The sequence below is a fragment of the Legionella rubrilucens genome (genome assembly GCF_001468125.1).
Lineage (GTDB): Bacteria > Pseudomonadota > Gammaproteobacteria > Legionellales > Legionellaceae > Legionella_C > Legionella_C rubrilucens.
The window spans coordinates 549258-567322 of record NZ_LNYT01000020.1 but is presented as its reverse complement, the minus strand read 5'-3'; the positions used below and the strand labels follow the sequence as shown (position 1 = coordinate 567322).

Sequence of the window (18065 nt, the reverse complement as noted above, 5' to 3'; positions counted from 1 at the left end):
AATCAGCAAAGGACTTGAGTTTTCGGCGATTCATCCTCGCTTTACTCTACATTTTAAAAAAGTTATGGTTTACAATCTCAACATTGCCGGGTTAATAGTAAAACTTCGATGGTCTTTGTTGCCTGCGGACTTAATCATAAAACAGCCCCGCTGAATGTGCGCGAAAAAGTCGCGCTGACACCAGCGACACAGGATACACTGCTTCACAAGCTGGTGGGCCTTTCTGCAGTTAATGAAGCAGCCATCCTGTCCACCTGCAACCGCATGGACATTTATTGCGACACCAACGATCCGGAAAGTCTCGTTCCCTGGCTTGCGCATGAGCATCAGCTCTCGCCGGAAGTCCTGTCACCCTATATTTATCTCCATTACGGACATCACGGCATACGCCATACCCTCCGCGTGGCCAGCGGCCTCGATTCGATGATGCTTGGAGAACCACAGATTCTTGGGCAAATGAAACAGGCCTACCAGCAGGCCTGCCGTTTAGGCGCAGTCAAAAATAATTTACGCCATGTCTTTGAGTACGTGTTCAGTGCCAGCAAACGCATCCGGAGCCAAAGCGGCATTGGCACCAATCCTGTGTCTGTCGCTTATGCGGCCGTGCAACTGGTCAATCAGTTTTTCAGCGACGTTCAGTCCCTGCGGGTTTTTTTAATTGGCTCGGGGGAAACGGCCAACCTGGTGGTGAAATACCTGCACAAAGAAGGCGTCTCTGATTTTTTAGTTGCAAGCCGTACCCGCGAAAACGCCATGCAACTGGCCACCGCCTATCAAGGCAAAGCGCTTACCATTGGCGATATCCCCGAGCATCTGGCCGAAGCCGATGTCGTGATTTCAGCCACCGCCTGCCCGCTTCCTTTTATTAATCGCAGTCTCGTGGCGCATGCCCTTGAAAAACGCAAGGGCAACCCAATGTTCTTCCTTGATCTGGCTGTGCCGCGCGACATTGAACCCGATGTCAGCGAATTGGCGAATGTCGCCCTTTACAACATCGATGATTTGCAGACCATCATTACCCGAGGAATGGACGAACGCCGCAGCGCCGCGCTTCAGGCTGAGCAGTTGATTGATTGTGAGCTGGACAATTACATTCGCTGGCATCGCTCGCTGCGTGCGAAAGACGTCATCTGCCATTACCGGGATACCATGGAAAACCTGGCGGCTGAAGAATTGCAACGCGCCATGAAAAAGCTCTCTCTGGGCATGAATCAAACCGAGGTTTTGCAGGAATTCAGTACCCGTCTGGTGAATAAATTAACCCATTTCCCGACTGTCGGATTAAGGCAGGCGGCTTGGGATAACCGCGAGGAATTGCTGGATCTGGTGCACTATTTATTTAATCCTTCCAAAGCGCTTGTACCTTATGAAGAAATCTCTTGAACTGAAACTCGAACAGATGCTGGAACGCTTTGAAGAAGTGGGCCGCCTGTTATCCGAGGCATCGGTTATTGCCGATCAAAACCAATTTAAAAACCTGTCTAAAGAGTATGCCCAACTCGAACCGGTAGCCAGCTGTTACAATGACTATGTGACCGCCCGCGACAATGTCGCCTCACTTCAGGAGCTTATTGACGGCAACGATGCCGAAATGGCTGCCATGGCGAAGGAGGAAATCGACGAGGCCGTGCAGCATGTTGAGCAATTGGATGAGGCGTTGCAATGGCACCTTATCCCCAAAGATCCCGATGATGAACGCAACGTTTATCTGGAAGTACGCGCCGGCACCGGCGGCGACGAAGCAGCCATCTTCGCGGGCGATTTGTTTCGCATGTACAGCCGTTATGCTGAAACCGTGGGATGGCAAGTCGAAGTCATCAGCGCCAGTCATGGGGAACACGGCGGTTATAAGGAAATTATTGCCCGCATCAGCGGCAATGCCGTTTATTCCCAGCTGAAATTTGAATCCGGCGCCCATCGCGTGCAACGGGTACCTGAAACCGAATCACAGGGCCGCGTCCATACTTCCGCCTGCACAGTCGCCATCATGCCGGAAGTCGATGAAATTGATGACATTGACATCAGCCCAGACGATCTGCGCATTGACACCTACCGCTCGTCCGGCGCCGGCGGCCAGCACGTGAACAAAACAGATTCAGCCATCCGCATTACCCATATCCCAACAGGCGTGGTTGTCGAATGCCAGGATGAACGTTCGCAGCACAAGAACCGTTCCAAAGCCATGGCCCTGTTAAAAACGCGGTTATTGGACGCCGAACAAAGCAAGCAGCGTCAGCAACAGGCAGAAACCCGCAAATCCCTAGTGGGCACAGGCGATCGCTCTGAACGCATCCGCACCTACAATTTCCCGCAGGGGCGTTTGACGGATCATCGTATTAACCTCACTCTTTACCAGTTAACCGACATCATTGCCGGCGATCTGACTCCGGTTATCGACGCGTTGAAGCGTGAATACCACGCCGAACTGCTCGCGGAAATCGGGCGTCATGATGGACATTAAGAAAGCCCTGGCCGAGGCCATGGCGATACTTGAGCCGGATAATCCGGATTGCCGTGTTGATGCCGAGGTGCTTTTAGCCCATGTCCTTATCCGATCCCGCAGCTTCCTGTATTCACACCCGGAAGTCACGTTAACGTCCCTGCAATGGAATCGATTCAAAGCCCTGGTGGAACAACGCCGGCAAGGTCATCCCATTGCTTATCTTACCGGCATCAAGGAATTCTGGTCCTTACCGATTCGAGTGACGAAAGACACGCTCATTCCGCGGCCAGAGACCGAATTGCTGGTGGAAATCACCCTGTCGCAATTGCACGAGGTGCCGGAGGCCAGAATTCTTGATCTGGGTACTGGCAGCGGTGCCATCGCTCTGGCGCTGGCCAAAGAAAAACCCTCATGGCAGATTGTTGCCAGTGATTTCAGTGAAGGCGCACTTAAAACCGCTCGTGAAAACGCCGCCAGTCTAGGTCTGGATAACATCCAGTTCATTCATTCCGACTGGTTTGCCAATATTCACGAACCCGCTGCATTCCATGCCATTGTTTCCAATCCTCCCTACATTGCCAGCGCCGATCCTCATCTGCATGAAGGCGATGTCCGCTTTGAGCCGCAAACGGCCTTAATCAGCGGCGAAACCGGTTTGCAGGCTCTACAGCATATTATCAGCCAGAGTCTTGCGAGGCTTTGTCCAAGCGGTCTATTATTAGTGGAACACGGGTACGATCAAAAGTCGGCTGTAGCGTCTATGCTTAAAGATTATGGGTATAAAGCGATACATTGTTGGCAAGACTGGCAAGGGAATGACCGTGTAAGCGGTGGAAAACGTAATAATGGTTGAAGCTGCCTGTAATTTTTGATATACCTAACGCCCTTCATTCGCTTGCATGAATGAGTTAGATGACAGGATGTAGACAGTGGGAGGCAACGATGCCAGCGCATAGAGTGGATACAACTAACGAGAGTAGACATAACGTGAAAACCAACGCCGTGACAAGCATGGGTATTACACCTTATCAGGAAACTGAGGGTGAGGAATACATGAATGACAAACAAAAGGCACACATGGAGACCATATTGTTAGCCTGGCGTCAGTCCCTTATGGAAGAGGTGGATCGCACAGTAACCCACATGAAAGATGAAGCGGCTAATTTCCCCGATCCATCTGATCGCGCCACCCAGGAAGAAGAATTTAGTGTCGAACTGCGCACCCGTGATCGCGAAAGAAAGCTGATTAAAAAAATTGAAGATGCGCTGGAACGCCTGCGCGACGATGATTTTGGCTATTGCGAAGCCTGTGGTATCGAAATCGGCCTGCGTCGCCTTGAAGCACGCCCTACAGCGACGCTTTGCATTGATTGCAAAACGCTCTCTGAAATTAAAGAACGCCAAAACCAGGGCGGGTAATCCCCTGTTGTCTTTAAGATTAATTCCTGTCTCAGGAATTAATCCCTTAATGAATCAATTAAGAATCAACGAAAGAAGTAACCTTTCTGGGTGCACTGGCACACAGAAAGGATTATCCGACGAGTCAATTACTCATCCAGGACTTCCTGCACGACAGCAACGTAACGCGCCACAGCGCCGCGGTTGGCATTCAGCACGTCGCTGGCATTTTTGATTAATTGGGCTCTTTCACCGGGATTCGCATGAAGTCTGGCCAGACCTTCCATCAAATCGTTTGCGTTATCAATGATTTTCACGGCGTTTGCGGCGACAAGCGCTGCCATGATCATTTTAAAATTATGCGTATGGGGGCCGCTGAATACGGGTACGTTCATGGCGATGGGTTCAAGCACATTATGGCCGCCAACCGGCACGAAGCTTCCGCCGACAAACGCATAATCGGCAATCTGATAGCAGGCTAACAATTCGCCGGTGGAATCAATCACCACCACCTCGTTGTCAGGCTGGATACTATCCAACTCACTGCGTTGGCCGGTATGAAAACCCATTTGTCGGGCTAACTGAATGACTTTTGGAAAACGCTCAGGATGTCGCGGCACAAGAACTAGCACGACCTGAGGAATGGCCTGCTGCAATTGTCTCAAGTGAGACAGGATCAGTTCTTCTTCGTTTTCGTGTGTACTGGCAATAACCACCGCCGTTCGTTCGCTGCCCCAACGGGTTTTCAATTGCCAGAAGATATCCGCATTGACATGTTTGGTTTCCAAATCAAATTTAATGTTGCCCAATACCTTCACGCGTCCAGGTTCAGCGCCTAACTCAATAAAACGTTGGGCATCCTCCTGTCCCTGGGCATAAATACCGTGAAACTGGTTTAAATAGGGCTTGAAAAAAGACGCTGCCTTTTTATAGGAGCGCATGGATCGTTCCGATAAACGGGCATTGAACAGAACCAGCGGGACACCAGCCTCTGTGGCATAATGGATCATATTGGGCCAGATTTCTGTCTCAAAAATAATACCCATGCGCGGTTTGAAGGCTTTAAAAAAACGACGCAGGGTCCATGGGAGCTCATGAGGGACATAGCGATGCGTGACCTGATCACCAAACTGACGAGCGACCCGCTCGGCACCCGTGGGCGTCATGGTAGTGATTAGAATCCGCTTTTGTAATCGCAGTAATTCGTCCACCAGAGGCGTCGCAGCAATCACCTCACCCAATGACACGGTATGCAACCAGATGTCCACGGGTAGCGACGGCATTCTGTCTAAGCAGAATCGTTCGGCCAGACGCTGACGATAAGCAGGTAAGGTTCTGCCTTTCCACCAATACCGCAGCAGCAGGAATGGAACTAATAGATACCAGATTGTTGAATAAATAACCCGCATACACTAACCTTAAAAAGAGCAAGTATATAATTCTTACCGGTGTAAGGATACTGCCTGAAGTAAAAAGACAGCATTGGAAATGTCCAAAAAATTCCCTCCCCCGCTAAAAAACGCTAAAATAGTAATATTGGTTGGGAATGGCAACCTTGGGGCCAACTCATCTCGCCGGCCTCTCAACCTGATTTAACGAGATAACGGAACGCTGATTTAATGAATTTTCGCCAATTTTTTACCACCCACACCTGGTGGGGGAAAATCCTCGGAGCCTTCTTTGGCTACCAGATTGCAGGGCCCGTAGGTGCCTTTTTAGGTATTTTAATTGGCAACGTGTTCGATCGCGGCTTAGTCGAGCATTTTTCCCGTCCTCACTGGCGATACCACGAAGAAAAGCGTCAGGCCGTGCAAAAGATTTTTTTTGAAACCACCTTTCTTGTGATGGGACACATCGCCAAGTCAGACGGCCGGGTTTCCGAGCGTGAAATCGCCATGGCCCGCACATTGATGGATGAAATGCGTTTAAGTTACGAACAAAAGGCCCTGGCCAAGCGCTTTTTCCGTGAAGGAAAACAACCTTCTTTTGATTTGGGCCGTACCCTGAACAGGCTGCAGTTGACTTGCCGGGATAATCCGGAACTGCTTAAACTATTCATGGACATCCAGTACCGGGCGGCCATGACCGATGGCCTGTCACCCCCCAAAATCAAAGCACTGGATATGGTCTTCAGCCGTCTTGGCTTCGCCCCCCTGCACAAGCAATACCGCTTTTATGAGGATTTTGGCCCTCAGGCCACGCGCTCCTACTCTTATTCAGGTGCCAATGCCGGTTCCTCTCAATCAGGCGCCAGCGGCTCAAACGGTTATTCGTCGCAAAACCGTCAATCCTACAATCGCCACCATTCTGGCCGGCAACAGAGCAGTTATTCATCACAGAATAACCTGACCTTAGCCTATGCCCTGCTTGAGGTATCGCCGCAGGCAAGCAAACAGGATGTTAAACGGGCCTATCGCCGCCTAATCAGCCGCAATCACCCGGATAAACTGATGGCCAAAGGATTGCCGGAAGAAATGATTAAAATGGCCAATGACAAAACGCAAAAAATCACCAAGGCCTATGAATTAATCTGCGAAAGCAAAGGGTGGTAGGTTAACGCAGATTGATTGGCGGCTTCACCGGCTCTTCCGCGTCCTGTTTCAACATCCAGCCATTGAGGTAGGCTACCAACATGGGTATGGCATACCAGTATTGGTGGCGCGCCCCTGGCATGGTTAAGTTCTGATAGTTTTTTTCTGCCCCGCCCACCTGATTGCGCCGTTCTTTTGCCTGCTTAAGGACAAAGCCATAATCAAATTGCCCGACGATATCCATCGTAGGGAAATTCACTTTCTCAAGCAGGTCGAGAATGTCCTTTTGTTCCGGCTTATCGTAAGCTGAGATGAGAATTAAACCATTCACTTTTTTTGACTGCGGTTTGGAAAAATAGTCCAGGGTCACACGCAGTTTGTTGCCGTAATGCACCACCATCATGCGGTTATTGTTTTTCTGACGCAAAGCGGCCAGGGCTTCCGGCACTTGATCAATCCAGCTGTCTTTACCTGTTCCCGAATCGGCCGTAACCACCACCGCCGACCAGCCCCGTTTGGCCAACTGTTCGGCTAAGGATTTACCAAACTGAATACCGTACACGGGCGGATCGCCAAAGAGAATCACTACCCCGCCTTTGGATTTCATGTCAGGAGCCCAATACGGTAAAGCCACCTTTTTCTGGTTGACATTGATTTCCAAAGTCGATACTTCTGCCCTGGCAATCAATAAAAAGCCCAATAAGAGACATCCCAAAAGGACACGCATAGTCGGTGCATAACGGGAGTTGTAAGGGATTAATGCAAAATTCCTGCCGGAATTTTAGGCAGATTCAACTCTTGAAAAGGAGGAGGATGAAAAAATGCCGCGGCAGTCTGACGGCCGCGGCAGGGAAGGATTAATCAGCAAATTGAATACCAGCAGCATTCAGCAGGTCATGGACTCGCAAAGCCATCATGTCATGCGCCGGGGCGGAAGGATGTACGGGATCAAAAAACAGGTAGCTTGAACAATCCACCTGGCCCTGAAACGTCAGGCGTTGCGCAATTTTTAGCATGGATTGCTGAGACGGCTTGTCCACGATCACGTCATAACAGGTTTCAATCGTATTATTGAAACCGTATTGGCCTGGATCAGCCAGTACCTCACCCATCATCTGATACACATCGTATTGCAGCCACTGGACGTCTTTGTACTCTTTTTTAAGCGCTTCCACGGTTTGCATCAGGCGGTTGTTGTGATCCATGGAAATGGCAGACAACACCTCGGTGGCATCAAACAAACGGGCCACAGGGATTTTACCCAGATCAGGCAGATTCAGCACGAGAACATGTTTGGCCCCTGCTTGAGCCAGACGCTCAAGACCGCGCTTGATGCCTGTATTGACTTCTGTCACCGTCTTGTCGGCATCATCAGGAATACCCAGGTAATTATTCGCCCCTATCCAGACGATGAACAGGCTGTTCTCATCCGCTTTATCCTGGTGCGCGAGCAGGTAGCTGTCAATTTCCCGTTTCAGGGTAAACAAAATGCCATCGTCTTCGCTGTCATTGGAAACCCCGGCACCGCCAAAGGCATAATCGAGTAAACGGCCTTGGCCTTCTTTGGGAAAAGAAAGCGCAGCCAGTTTTTCTACCCATACCGGTCCATTGGTAAAACGGCCCTCATAATAAGGCGGCGATTCCGGCAGTTTACGCTCCATGTACTCATAAAGATTGCCGTTATCCGATAAGCTGTCGCCAAACACAACAATATTTTTTAACGGTGCGGCGGACACAAACCCGGAAAAAAGCAGGGTAAACAACAGGATTAACACATTCATTTAAAGCCTTATTTTTTAAAAAAAACTCGAGGATTATAGTATAGGGGCGTCAAAATGATCAATTTAATTTACATTCAGCTCCAATAATTGACACTGACGCGGCGAATCACATCGTCTGTCAACAATCACTTGCAATTTAATCCCTCTATCCACATTATAATGATTTTGATCATCACGTTGAACGCCATGCACAACGAGGCTTATCAAACCCAGCTCCGGCTTTTCAAAAATAAAATTGACTCTCTACCCAGTCATGAAATCAAATATTTTCTTCTGCTTTTAGCGGCAGCGCTTAAGCAAAAACCAACGCCTTATGTCAGCGACGTGCTTCGAGCCGCCATTGAACTGACGGATCAATGCCATGCATTCTTGAGCCTGAAGGATCCCGCCCGGGTGGACGCGTCTTTAAAGACACTACAGCAACGTTACCAGGCCCTGGTTCACATTGCCGGCACAAACAGTGCCCAGACGCAACTCATTCAGGGTATTTTGAATGTGGGCGGCGCCCTGGCCGCTTTGATGCTTGGGATATTAGGCGGCTTGATAGGCGGGTTTTCAGGCTTTCTGCGTGCCGGAGTCCGGCTTGAAAACCCATTCAAACATGTCCTTATCGGTTTTATTACCGGTTTTTTTGTCGGTGCAATGATAGGCTTCCGTGCCCCTAAAAAGCTGCTTAAAGAAGAAATGTTCAGGCAGATTAAATACACACTCGATGGCCTTGGGCGTTCACTGGACCATTTAGCCAGCAGTCAATACCAGCCGTTTCACCATTACCTGGACAAGATTAAAAACCGCTTGCTTCAAGAATATTTTAACAATAATCAGGATGAATTGGACACGTTTCTGGAAAGCCCGCAGGTTTATGAAATCGTGACCTTCGAGGCCCGGTTCATCAGCGATGCCTTAAAGGGTTATGTCGGTCATCATGCCTTAATTAAGTTGACCATTGGCGATAAACACTTAGCCCTTGAATTTTCACTCGGCGGTTCGGATCTTAAACAACCCGCTGTGCAACGCGAAAATCGCCAGGTAGACGGAAGGCAATTGTTGCACATGATGGCATTGCATGAGCACCTGCAGGCGACTCACGCCTGCACCAAACGCTTTATCGCCACCCGCATGAAACCCGGTGAAACGGACTGCCTGAGTTATGTCAATCTGATTTTAACCGGCACCAATCAGCCCGCCACCACCCTCAAACGTCTGACCGCTCAGGATTCACTGCCTGGAAAAATGATCGGTTTTTTTGCGACCTGTTTCAGTCCCTTTCCACAAACGGTTTTGGCGACGCAGCAGGACACGCCACCAAGTGCCTTAAAGCCGGATTGATGCACCTCGTTACTTGACGTGGCGGCCTGTCGGCTTCGTACTGATTTTAGCCGGAATCAGGTTGTTGGTGATACGGGAGACACTGCTGTCAACCCGCCGCTGAAGCTTGATTTCAACCATGACGGTTTCATTGGGATGAAGGATTTTGTTAATGTCCGCGAGCGACGAATGAAAATCAAGCAAGCGGTAATAAGCCAGAGCCCGATCACTGGCCTCAGGGTAGGCTCTTATCCGAAATCCCAAATTACCCTGCATTTTGGGCGTATTGATACCGGTTTCCATGATATCGTAGTCGAGAAAATAAGTGAGTTTTCCCGGGTTGCGCAGGTTTCGCTGGCGATCAACAAAGAACCCTTTGGGAAGCGCCCCTTCGCTGTATTGCGGTCCGGCTGTCAGGTAAAGATCATAATCATCAAGCGGATTACCCCGGTCATCAATCAGTTTAAACAGAATCATTGAGTAGCGGTTGGTGACGTATTCCCGCTTATGGATAAGCGTCCTGACCTGTTCGATGTGTTCGTTTCTCTGGGTTTCTTCCGTCAGCCTGCCAAGCGCATTCGCCAGGGCAGTATAACCGTCACGGTTTTTGACCTTAAGGCATCGCAAAACCCAGACCGCCGTCGGGTGATTAGCTGCATTGGCCATCGTCACGCTGCGGATGATACCCCTCTTTTTTCCAGAATGGGCACACCCCGGGAGAATGCCCATGGCCATGGGCTTTGTTCGTGTCAATTGGGTAACAACGAGGTTTTCGCCGTTATCCCCTTCCTGATGCAACTGCAGCAGGCTGTAATTCATGTTGGCCGCGGCGACACGGACAACACCATCCGATCCGGCTTCACCCGTGTAGGAGTTCAGCGCGTCATACAATTGGCGATCAATGCTCTGACCGGTAAGAACAAAGCAATAAATGCCATGTGCCGTGCAATCATAATGAAGCCAGCTTTCATTGAGCTTCCAACTCTTCTCGCTTCCAAGTTCAAGCCAGTCAAGCACAGGTTGTCCGGGTTCAATGCCTTCAAAAAAACACTTGATTCGAGCCAGCCGGGATTTACCCAATTGCGCCAACGCCGAACCGTGGTTAGCCGGAGCAAGCATAATCAGATGACTCAGCGGGCATTGTGAAAGAGTGTTTTTATAATACAAATCCATCCATTGACGCACCACCGGCCCGCCGGTGGAATGAGTGATGCAGGCAAAACGCTCCCCCTGGCGCAGTTTGTCCCCCATTTCCTCACGCACGGCATGCTCAAAAGCGCGGGCTATGTCATCAAGCGTCACCGTGTCGTTAAAACTGATGTAGCGACCAAGATAGATATTTCCTACCTGAATAGCCAACGCGCCCTCTCGGCACTGACTCTCAAGCCATTGAGGCAGTTCGCCATACGTATTGGTATGGGTCACACTCCAGCCATGGACAAAGATTACAATCATCGTCTTCCTTAATGTGTAGGCCACAAGGGGTATTGTTGCTCAATCGGATGATATTGGATTTTCCTGCAATAAAAAACTCCTGAAATGAGTTTCGGTGTGTTATTGCTGGCTCCCTCGACCAATCCCTGTTTAAAATAGGCTTCCTTCATTTTAAGGGTGTATTTTATGGATTTTAAAAAAAAATTTACGCATCAGTTTCTTATGACCCTGCTTGCGATTCTCAGCGATGAACAGGACATGAAAAAAGCGCGCGCAGGTTATACGCAACAGGAAAAGGATGAGCGCCGCTACAATTGTCAAGCCAGCTTTGGCCTGAAAAACTGGGATAAGGAAGCAGCGGTTGATTTTTCCGCCGCGGTGTTTGAAGCCCTGGCGCGTGCTTCCGAACACTTTGTGAATCATGCCCAGATGGTTGAGTGGGTGCAGAGGCTGAATGAACACATCCTGAAGGAACTGGTGCCCAGTTTAACCAAGGGCATTGATTGCAGCCAGCCGCTGGATAAGGTCAGGGACGTGATTACGCAGCGAATCGAATCAATGAAAGAGCCATCGCTGGCCAATAACCCTTACGTATTCTACGGCAGTCTTGCCGCAACGGCTCTGGCGGCAGTGGCAGTCGTGGCCTTATTGCCCTCCAACGGCCCCAGACAGTAAAGGGTAAAAGCCGATTAGGTCCGTTAAAAGCGCCCTAATCGGCTTTAAATCACACCGTGCCCAGGGACGTTAACTTCAGTTGACGGCCGCAGACCCAGGCCTTATTCAAGTCCTGGAAGACTTCTTTGGGCATGTTCTGGGGTAAACGCACGGTGGAATGATCATCATGGATTTTCAAACCGGAAATGAACTTGCTTTGCAAGCCGGCTTCATTGGCAATCGCACCGACAATATTACCGGGTTTTACACCGTGGATACGGCCCACATCGATGCGGAACAGTTCCTGCGGGTAATCGTCGCGGATGTTTTTCTTGCCAAAGCCTTTACGCTCTGAACCCTGGCGCTGTTCGTAAGGACGGGCGGATTTAAACTCGCTTTTAAACTCGCCATCCCGCTGCCGGGTTTCTTTGGCCGGTCGAGACGGTTTCGGCAACTCCTGTTGCCAGGCTTTATCCTGATTAAGCATCAAGGCCAGGGACGCCGCAACATCCATCGCGGAAGCTTCAGGATTGGCTTTGAGAAACTCTTCGATGATGCGGTAATAACCCGGAGCGTGTTCATGTCCAAAACGCGATTTGATATTGGCCATAAACCGTTCCTGCCTGGCCTGTTGAATCATGTAGTCATTGGGCACCACGACTTTCTCAATGCGCTGACGCGTATGACGCTCAATGGTATTGAGGATGCGCGATTCCCTCGGCGTAATGAATAACACCGTCACGCCGCTTCGACCGGCACGTCCGGTACGGCCGATGCGGTGCACGTAGGTTTCGCAGTCATGAGGAACATCATAATTGATGACATGCGTTACCCTGTCAACGTCCAGACCGCGTGCCGCCACATCCGTCGCCACCAGAATGTCGATAGCGCCCTGACGGAACTGGGCAATGATGCGCTCACGCAAAGCCTGGGTTATATCGCCGTGAATCGCCATGGCACGGTACCCCTGCTGCTGCAGCGAAGCGGCCACTTCTTCGGTGCTGCTCTTGGTGCGAACAAACACAATAACACCCTGATAATCTTCAACCGCTAAAACCCGAAGCAAGGCATCCGGTTTTTGGACCGGGGAGGCAAAAAGGAAACGTTGTTCAATGGCTTTGACCGTGGCAGTAGCCGCTTTAATTTCCACGGAAACCGGATCATTGAGGTAGCTGTTGGCAATCTGGCGAATTCGATACGGCATCGTCGCTGAAAACAGCGCAATCTGTTTCTCGTCAGGCAGCTTGGCAAGGATGGTTTCCACGTCTTCAATAAAACCCATACGCAACATCTCGTCGGCTTCATCAAGCACAAAGGTCTTCAGTTGATGAAGCTGCAGGGTCCCGCGATCGATGTGATCAAGGATTCGTCCCGGCGTTCCGACCACAATGTGTGCACCGTCACGCAATTGCTTCAGCTGACGGCTGTACTCCTGCCCGCCGCAAAGAACAGACACGGTCGTGCCTTTCTGATGAACGCTTAACGCTTCAAACTGCTCAGCCACCTGAATGGCCAGTTCGCGTGTTGGCGCCAGGATAAGCGCCTGGGTTGCCCTGGATTTTAACGATAACCGCTTAAGAATAGGCAAAGCAAATGCTGCCGTCTTCCCCGTACCCGTCTGTGCCTGCGCAATCACATCCCTGCCTTCAAGCAAATACGGAATCGTCTGTGCTTGAACAGGAGATGGCGCTTGAAACTTCATGTCCTCTAGGGCTTTCAGTAAAACATCCGATAGGTCGAGGGCAGCGAAGCTTGCTAATTCTTGTGTCATAAATGGTTCCAAAATATAAATCGTAACTGAAAAAAGGGGTTAACTAATGTAAAAATTGCTCACTATAATAGCAAAATCAGCACAGCGATGCACTAATTTTGTTAGTGTGTGCAATTCTTGGCATGGAATATTACTAAAAAAACAGGAAGATACATTTACAAAAAATTTAAAATTTGATCTAACTGACAGTTTTTTAATCTAAATTGACCCTCTTAATTATGATACAACTTTTTAAATAATCAACTGCAATTGCATGGGAATTAATTCAAAGCGGGCGGGCAGATAACCCAGCACCTCCCCATCCGCCTCCACCGGCACCGGTTTTCCCAGCGTCTCAATCAACACGGTTTTCGCCTGCCGATAATGAACTTTGGGCTCCCGCAGATGACTGCCGGAATAAATTTTTCGAAATTTTAACAACGCGCGTAAAGGCGTGGCATCTAGGAACATGACCACATCCAGCAAGTCATCATCCAGTCTGGCCATGGGCGCGACGTGCATCCGGCCCCCAAAAAACTGGCCATTGCAGAGGGCAATCATGGACATCCTGGCTTCTTCGGCAGGATGATCATCGTATTCAATCCGCACATCCACCGGTTTTAAGGACAATAACGTTTTAAACCCATGGATAAAATAATAAATTCCGCCCCCGACCCGTTTCAGCCAGGGGGTTTTCGATGCACTGACAACCACTTCGGCCGATACCCCGCAACTGGCGATGTTGATGAAATAACGGATTTTATCATTGAACGTGATTTTGCCCACATTGGTGTTAATGGCTTGATTATGGACGAGATGCTCCAGAAATTCTGTAATGTGCTGGGGAGGAAACTGCCTGCCAAAATCACCGCCGCAACCGCAATTGAAGTAAGCCGTCTTAAGCTCAGGATAAAGCAATTGATCCTCAGCGATAATGCCGTTGATGGCCTGGCTTAAGGTGCCATCGCCGCCAATGATAACGAGGTAATCAGGACGCTCGCTTAACAGATCGCGGGTTAACCCGCTGATGTCATCGCTTAAGTTGGACATGCGGTGAGTGATTTTTTCAAAAAGCGCTTTGAGCCCAGGCTCCAGAGCCTGCCAGATTTTCTTTCCAGCCCCATTGCCGGCAATCGGGTTAATAATGACCGCGATGTGCTTCATAGCAGGGCCGCCAGACGACAGGCCTGATCAATGGCATGGCGCGCATCCAGTTCCAGTGCCTTGAAGGCTCCTCCGATTAAATGCACGGATTGACCGCTTTCGCGTAAAGGTTCATATAAATCCCGCAGTTCATTCTGTCCGGCACAAATGACCACGGAGTCAACCGGCAAGACTGTTTTTTCCTCACCAACAAGGATATGCAGGCCTTCATCGTCAATGCGCTCGTAAGTCACTCCCGCCAGCATCTTGACCTCCTTGTGTTTAAGGCTTAAACGATGGATCCAGCCTGTGGTTTTACCCAGGTTTTTGCCGTGCTTTTCTTTTTTGCGCTGCAGTAAATACACCTCGCGCGGACTTGGACTCACCAAAGCGTCTTCAAGTCCGCCGCGATGGCTGACAGTCAAATCAATGCCCCACTCTTTGTAAAAATGCTTCGCTTCATGGCCATGGTGCTCGTGCGTCAGCCATTCCGCCACATCAAAACCAATGCCGCCGGCACCGATAATGGCAACCCGTTGGCCGGGCACCCGCCGCTCCATGATCACATCAATGTAAGTCATGACTTTTTCATGATGAATGCCGTCAATTTGCGGAATCCTTGGGGTAATACCCGTGGCCAGCACCACTTCGTCAAACCCCTGCAGCAAAGCCGGCGTGGCCGCTGTATTGAAGCGGATATCCACCCCGAGTTTGGGCAATTGGTGGGCAAAATAATTAATGGTGTGCTGAAAGTCCTCCTTACCGGGGATACGCCTGGCAAGGTTAAACTGACCGCCCAGTACATCGCTTTTTTCAAACAGGGTGACGTCATGTCCACGCTCAGCGGCTACCGCCGAAAAAGCCAGGCCGGCGGGCCCGCCGCCAACCACCGCGATGCGTTTGGGGTGATGGACTGTCTGATACACAAGTTCGGTTTCATTACAGGCCCTGGGATTCACCAGACAGGATGCCGTTTTATTGACAAACACCCGGTCGAGGCATGCCTGATTGCAGGCAATGCAGACGTTGATCGCAGCGCTTTCACCGCGTTTGGCTTTTTCGACGAAATGCGCATCCGCTAAAAAAGGCCTGGCCATGGACACCATGTCCGCATAGCCTTCCGCCAATACCTGGTTGGCTAATTCCGGCGTGTTGATGCGATTGGAGGTAATTACAGGGATGCGTAATTCCGGTTTCAGTTGTTTAGTCACTGCCGTGAAAGCCGCGGGAGGCACCATGGTTGCAATGGTAGGAATACGGGCTTCATGCCAGCCAATACCGGTATTGATTAACGTCGCCCCTGCGTCTTCAATCGCTTTGGCCAAAAGAACAATTTCTTCCCAGCTGCTGCCCTGGCTTATCAAATCCAGCATGGATAAACGGTAAATAATAATGAATTTCTCACCGACAGCCTGCCGCACTTCACGCACAATCTCGACCGGGAAACGAATGCGATTGGCGTAACTGCCGCCCCAGTCATCGAGACGGTGGTTGGTGTGGGTGACAATGAACTGGTTGATGAGATAGCCTTCGCTGCCCATGATTTCAACCCCGTCATAACCAGCGCCCTGAGCAAGCTTTGCGCAGCGAGCAAAGTGCTGGATGGTTTTGGCAATCCGGCGTTTGGTCATGACCCAGGGTTTGAAGGGGCTGATTGGCGATTTAATGCCGCTTGGCGCCACAATGAACGGGTGATAACCGTAACGCCCGGCATGGAGAATCTGCAGGGCAATTTTTCCGCCCGCATCGTGCACGGCATGAGTAATGACTTCATGGCGCTGCTGTTCTTTGCTGTTGGTGAGTTTGGCGGCAAACGGCGCTAAACGGCCGGAACGGTTGGGGGCAAATCCGCCGGTTACAATTAACCCTGCCCCGCCTAAAGCCCGTTCACGATAAAAGGCAGCGAGACGGTCAAGTCCCTCCTTGTCTTCTTCAAGTCCTGTGTGCATGGAGCCCATCAGAATGCGGTTTTTAAGGTGGGTAAATCCTAAATCCAGGGGCTGAAAGATGGCTTTAAACGGGGTATTGTCAATTCTCAATTCCATGAACGGTAATCCATCGCGGCAACTTAAAAAAAAGATTATAAGGTTTTCAAAAGCATAACGACAGTATTACTTTGGAAGTCCCTGATAATTCCAGTTGCCTTTTTAGCTTAAGTTGCTACCATTCTTTTAATCCACCTGCCCGGGACACAATGAGCATTAAAAAATACCCGACCTGCATTGGCTATTGCGCCTTGATTTTCTGGGTATTGGCCGCGCCATTCACAGCCACAGTGAAATCCCTGCCCCTGTTTGAAACCTTAAGCCTGACTTTTCTGGTGAGCTTCCTGTTGTCAGCCATGCAGCTCACCCTGCGCGGGCAATGGGCGGCGCTCAAACAACCCTGGCCGTTGTACCTGCTTGGCTTTATCGGTATTTACGGCAATCAAATCCTGTACGTGGCGTCCTTCAAATACGCCCCGGCTTCCCATGCGGATCTGATTAATTACCTCTGGCCGATTCTCATTCTGCTCCTGACCGGCTTTTTACCCAACGAACAACGCAGCATCAAGCACCTTCTTGCCGCCTGCTTTGGTTTTGCCGGTGTCTACATTCTTTTATGTCAGGGAGAAACAGGGTTTGATCGTCAATACCTGCAAGGCTATATTCTGGCATTTACGGGTGCGCTGGTCTGGGCGCTTTACAGCGTGACAACCCGCTTCTTCCATGAGGCGCCCGTGGACATGATTGGTCTTTGTTGTGGATTGGCCGCGGTATCGTCCGGTGCGCTTCACATGACTTACGAAACCACCATCCTCCCCCATGGCAGGGAATGGGCCGTTCTGCTGTTGATGGGGCTGACCACTCAGGGTCTGGCTTATTTTTTCTGGGATTTCGGCATAAAAAAAGGCGATGTTAAACTGTTAAGCCTGCTGTCTTATGGTAATCCCGTACTCTCCATGCTGGTTTTAATCCTCCTCGGGATGGCAACGCCCACCCGTGAGTTGCTCATTGCCTTCAGCTTAGTCGCTTTGGGCGGTTTCATCGGCATGATGTCCTTTAATAAAGACGACTAGCCTCGCCTTGACAGAAAATGCTAGACTTATCAACTGTCCAGAGTCTAAGGAAAATCATGAAAACCAATTCATTGCTTGCTGCCGGCCTCTTTCTTTTCTCTTCCGCGCATGCCGCAACATTAACCAGTGATTTGTACGCCACGGAAACCGGCGAAAAAATAGGTCAGGTTGTTTTTGAAGACAGCCAATACGGTTTACTGATTAAACCAGCGCTCCAGGCGCTTCCTGCAGGGCAACTGCATGGATTTCACCTGCATCAACAGGCGGATTGCGGCGACAAGGGCATGAAAGCCGGGGGACACTATGATCCAGCCAAGACCAACACGCATGCCGGCCCTTATGGGAATGGGCATTTAGGCGATTTACCCGTATTAGCCGTCAACAGCGAGGGGCAAGCCAATACCCCGCTGCTGGCTCCACGATTAAAAACCAGTGATTTGAACGGTCTGGCGGTGATGATTCATGCCGGAGGCGACAATTACAGCGATAACCCACCCTTGGGCGGCGGCGGCGCCCGCATCGCCTGCGGTACCCTTAATTAAACCACGGGCCGATGGCTTGTTCA

At 50.3% G+C, this 18065-nt stretch carries 16 protein-coding genes; 9 read left to right on the top strand and 7 right to left on the bottom strand.

Annotated features, from left to right (window positions below; genetic code table 11):
- Positions 1 to 108: 108 nt before the first annotated feature.
- From hemA to dksA, 4 genes are all read left to right on the top strand, one after another.
- Positions 109 to 1383 carry a glutamyl-tRNA reductase gene (gene hemA / locus Lrub_RS10345; RefSeq protein ID WP_058532027.1) on the top strand — a complete coding sequence of 425 codons (1275 nt, stop codon included), beginning with the start codon at positions 109 to 111 and terminating at the stop codon, positions 1381 to 1383.
- Positions 1367 to 2461 carry a peptide chain release factor 1 gene (prfA, locus tag Lrub_RS10340; protein WP_058532026.1) on the top strand — a complete coding sequence of 365 codons (1095 nt, stop codon included), beginning with the start codon at positions 1367 to 1369 and terminating at the stop codon, positions 2459 to 2461. The genes hemA and prfA overlap by 17 nt, the downstream gene beginning before the upstream one ends.
- Positions 2448 to 3296: a peptide chain release factor N(5)-glutamine methyltransferase gene (gene prmC / locus Lrub_RS10335; protein ID WP_058532025.1), complete on the top strand. Its 849-nt coding sequence runs from the start codon at positions 2448 to 2450 to the stop codon at positions 3294 to 3296. The genes prfA and prmC overlap by 14 nt, the downstream gene beginning before the upstream one ends.
- 158 nt (positions 3297 to 3454) lie before the next feature.
- Positions 3455 to 3862 (top strand): RNA polymerase-binding protein DksA, encoded by a 408-nt coding sequence (gene dksA / locus Lrub_RS10330; RefSeq protein ID WP_310790366.1) that lies wholly within the window; start codon positions 3455 to 3457, stop codon positions 3860 to 3862.
- 128 nt (positions 3863 to 3990) lie between these two features.
- On the opposite strand, the gene waaA is transcribed toward dksA, so the two are convergent.
- Positions 3991 to 5250 (bottom strand): lipid IV(A) 3-deoxy-D-manno-octulosonic acid transferase, encoded by a 1260-nt coding sequence (waaA, locus tag Lrub_RS10325; protein ID WP_058532024.1) that lies wholly within the window; start codon positions 5248 to 5250, stop codon positions 3991 to 3993.
- A 210-nt stretch (positions 5251 to 5460) separates the two neighbouring features.
- On the opposite strand from waaA, the gene djlA reads away from it, so the two are divergent.
- Positions 5461 to 6393, top strand: a complete 933-nt coding sequence (gene djlA, locus Lrub_RS10320; protein ID WP_058532023.1) for a co-chaperone DjlA — start codon at positions 5461 to 5463, stop codon at positions 6391 to 6393.
- Between the two features lies 1 nt (position 6394).
- On the opposite strand, the gene Lrub_RS10315 is transcribed toward djlA, so the two are convergent.
- The gene (locus Lrub_RS10315; protein WP_058532022.1) at positions 6395 to 7099 is read right to left on the bottom strand and encodes a DUF3530 family protein; all 705 of its coding nucleotides are present in this window, start codon (positions 7097 to 7099) and stop codon (positions 6395 to 6397) included.
- A gap of 130 nt (positions 7100 to 7229) precedes the next feature.
- Complete coding sequence (plaA, locus tag Lrub_RS10310) at positions 7230 to 8153, bottom strand: GDSL family lysophospholipase PlaA (RefSeq protein ID WP_058532021.1); 924 nt, start codon at positions 8151 to 8153, stop codon at positions 7230 to 7232.
- 165 nt (positions 8154 to 8318) lie between these two features.
- On the opposite strand from plaA, the gene Lrub_RS10305 reads away from it, so the two are divergent.
- Positions 8319 to 9482: a hypothetical protein gene (locus Lrub_RS10305; protein WP_237760797.1), complete on the top strand. Its 1164-nt coding sequence runs from the start codon at positions 8319 to 8321 to the stop codon at positions 9480 to 9482.
- A 9-nt stretch (positions 9483 to 9491) separates the two neighbouring features.
- Here the strand turns inward: Lrub_RS10305 and plaB are convergent, their stop codons facing one another.
- Positions 9492 to 10916 carry a phospholipase PlaB gene (gene plaB, locus Lrub_RS10300; protein ID WP_058532019.1) on the bottom strand — a complete coding sequence of 475 codons (1425 nt, stop codon included), beginning with the start codon at positions 10914 to 10916 and terminating at the stop codon, positions 9492 to 9494.
- Between the two features lie 165 nt (positions 10917 to 11081).
- Here plaB and Lrub_RS10295 point away from each other — a divergent pair, with 165 nt between their 5' ends.
- Positions 11082 to 11570, top strand: a complete 489-nt coding sequence (locus Lrub_RS10295; RefSeq protein ID WP_058532018.1) for a hypothetical protein — start codon at positions 11082 to 11084, stop codon at positions 11568 to 11570.
- 49 nt (positions 11571 to 11619) lie between these two features.
- On the opposite strand, the gene Lrub_RS10290 is transcribed toward Lrub_RS10295, so the two are convergent.
- The 3 genes from Lrub_RS10290 to Lrub_RS10280 form a co-directional block, all read right to left on the bottom strand.
- Entirely contained in the window at positions 11620 to 13320 is a 1701-nt protein-coding gene (locus tag Lrub_RS10290; protein ID WP_058532017.1) for a DEAD/DEAH box helicase, read from the bottom strand.
- 231 nt (positions 13321 to 13551) lie between these two features.
- Positions 13552 to 14463, bottom strand: a complete 912-nt coding sequence (locus Lrub_RS10285; RefSeq protein ID WP_058532016.1) for a diacylglycerol/lipid kinase family protein — start codon at positions 14461 to 14463, stop codon at positions 13552 to 13554.
- Positions 14460 to 16487 carry an NADPH-dependent 2,4-dienoyl-CoA reductase gene (locus Lrub_RS10280; RefSeq protein ID WP_058532015.1) on the bottom strand — a complete coding sequence of 676 codons (2028 nt, stop codon included), beginning with the start codon at positions 16485 to 16487 and terminating at the stop codon, positions 14460 to 14462. The genes Lrub_RS10285 and Lrub_RS10280 overlap by 4 nt, the downstream gene beginning before the upstream one ends.
- 149 nt (positions 16488 to 16636) lie before the next feature.
- Between Lrub_RS10280 and Lrub_RS10275 the strand changes: the two genes are divergently transcribed.
- Both Lrub_RS10275 and Lrub_RS10270 read left to right on the top strand, forming a co-directional pair.
- A complete protein-coding gene (locus Lrub_RS10275) occupies positions 16637 to 17500 on the top strand; it encodes a DMT family transporter (RefSeq protein ID WP_058532014.1) in 864 nt (287 codons plus the stop codon).
- A 56-nt stretch (positions 17501 to 17556) separates the two neighbouring features.
- A complete protein-coding gene (locus Lrub_RS10270; protein ID WP_058532013.1) occupies positions 17557 to 18042 on the top strand; it encodes a superoxide dismutase family protein in 486 nt (161 codons plus the stop codon).
- The last annotated feature ends 23 nt before the right edge of the window (positions 18043 to 18065 follow it).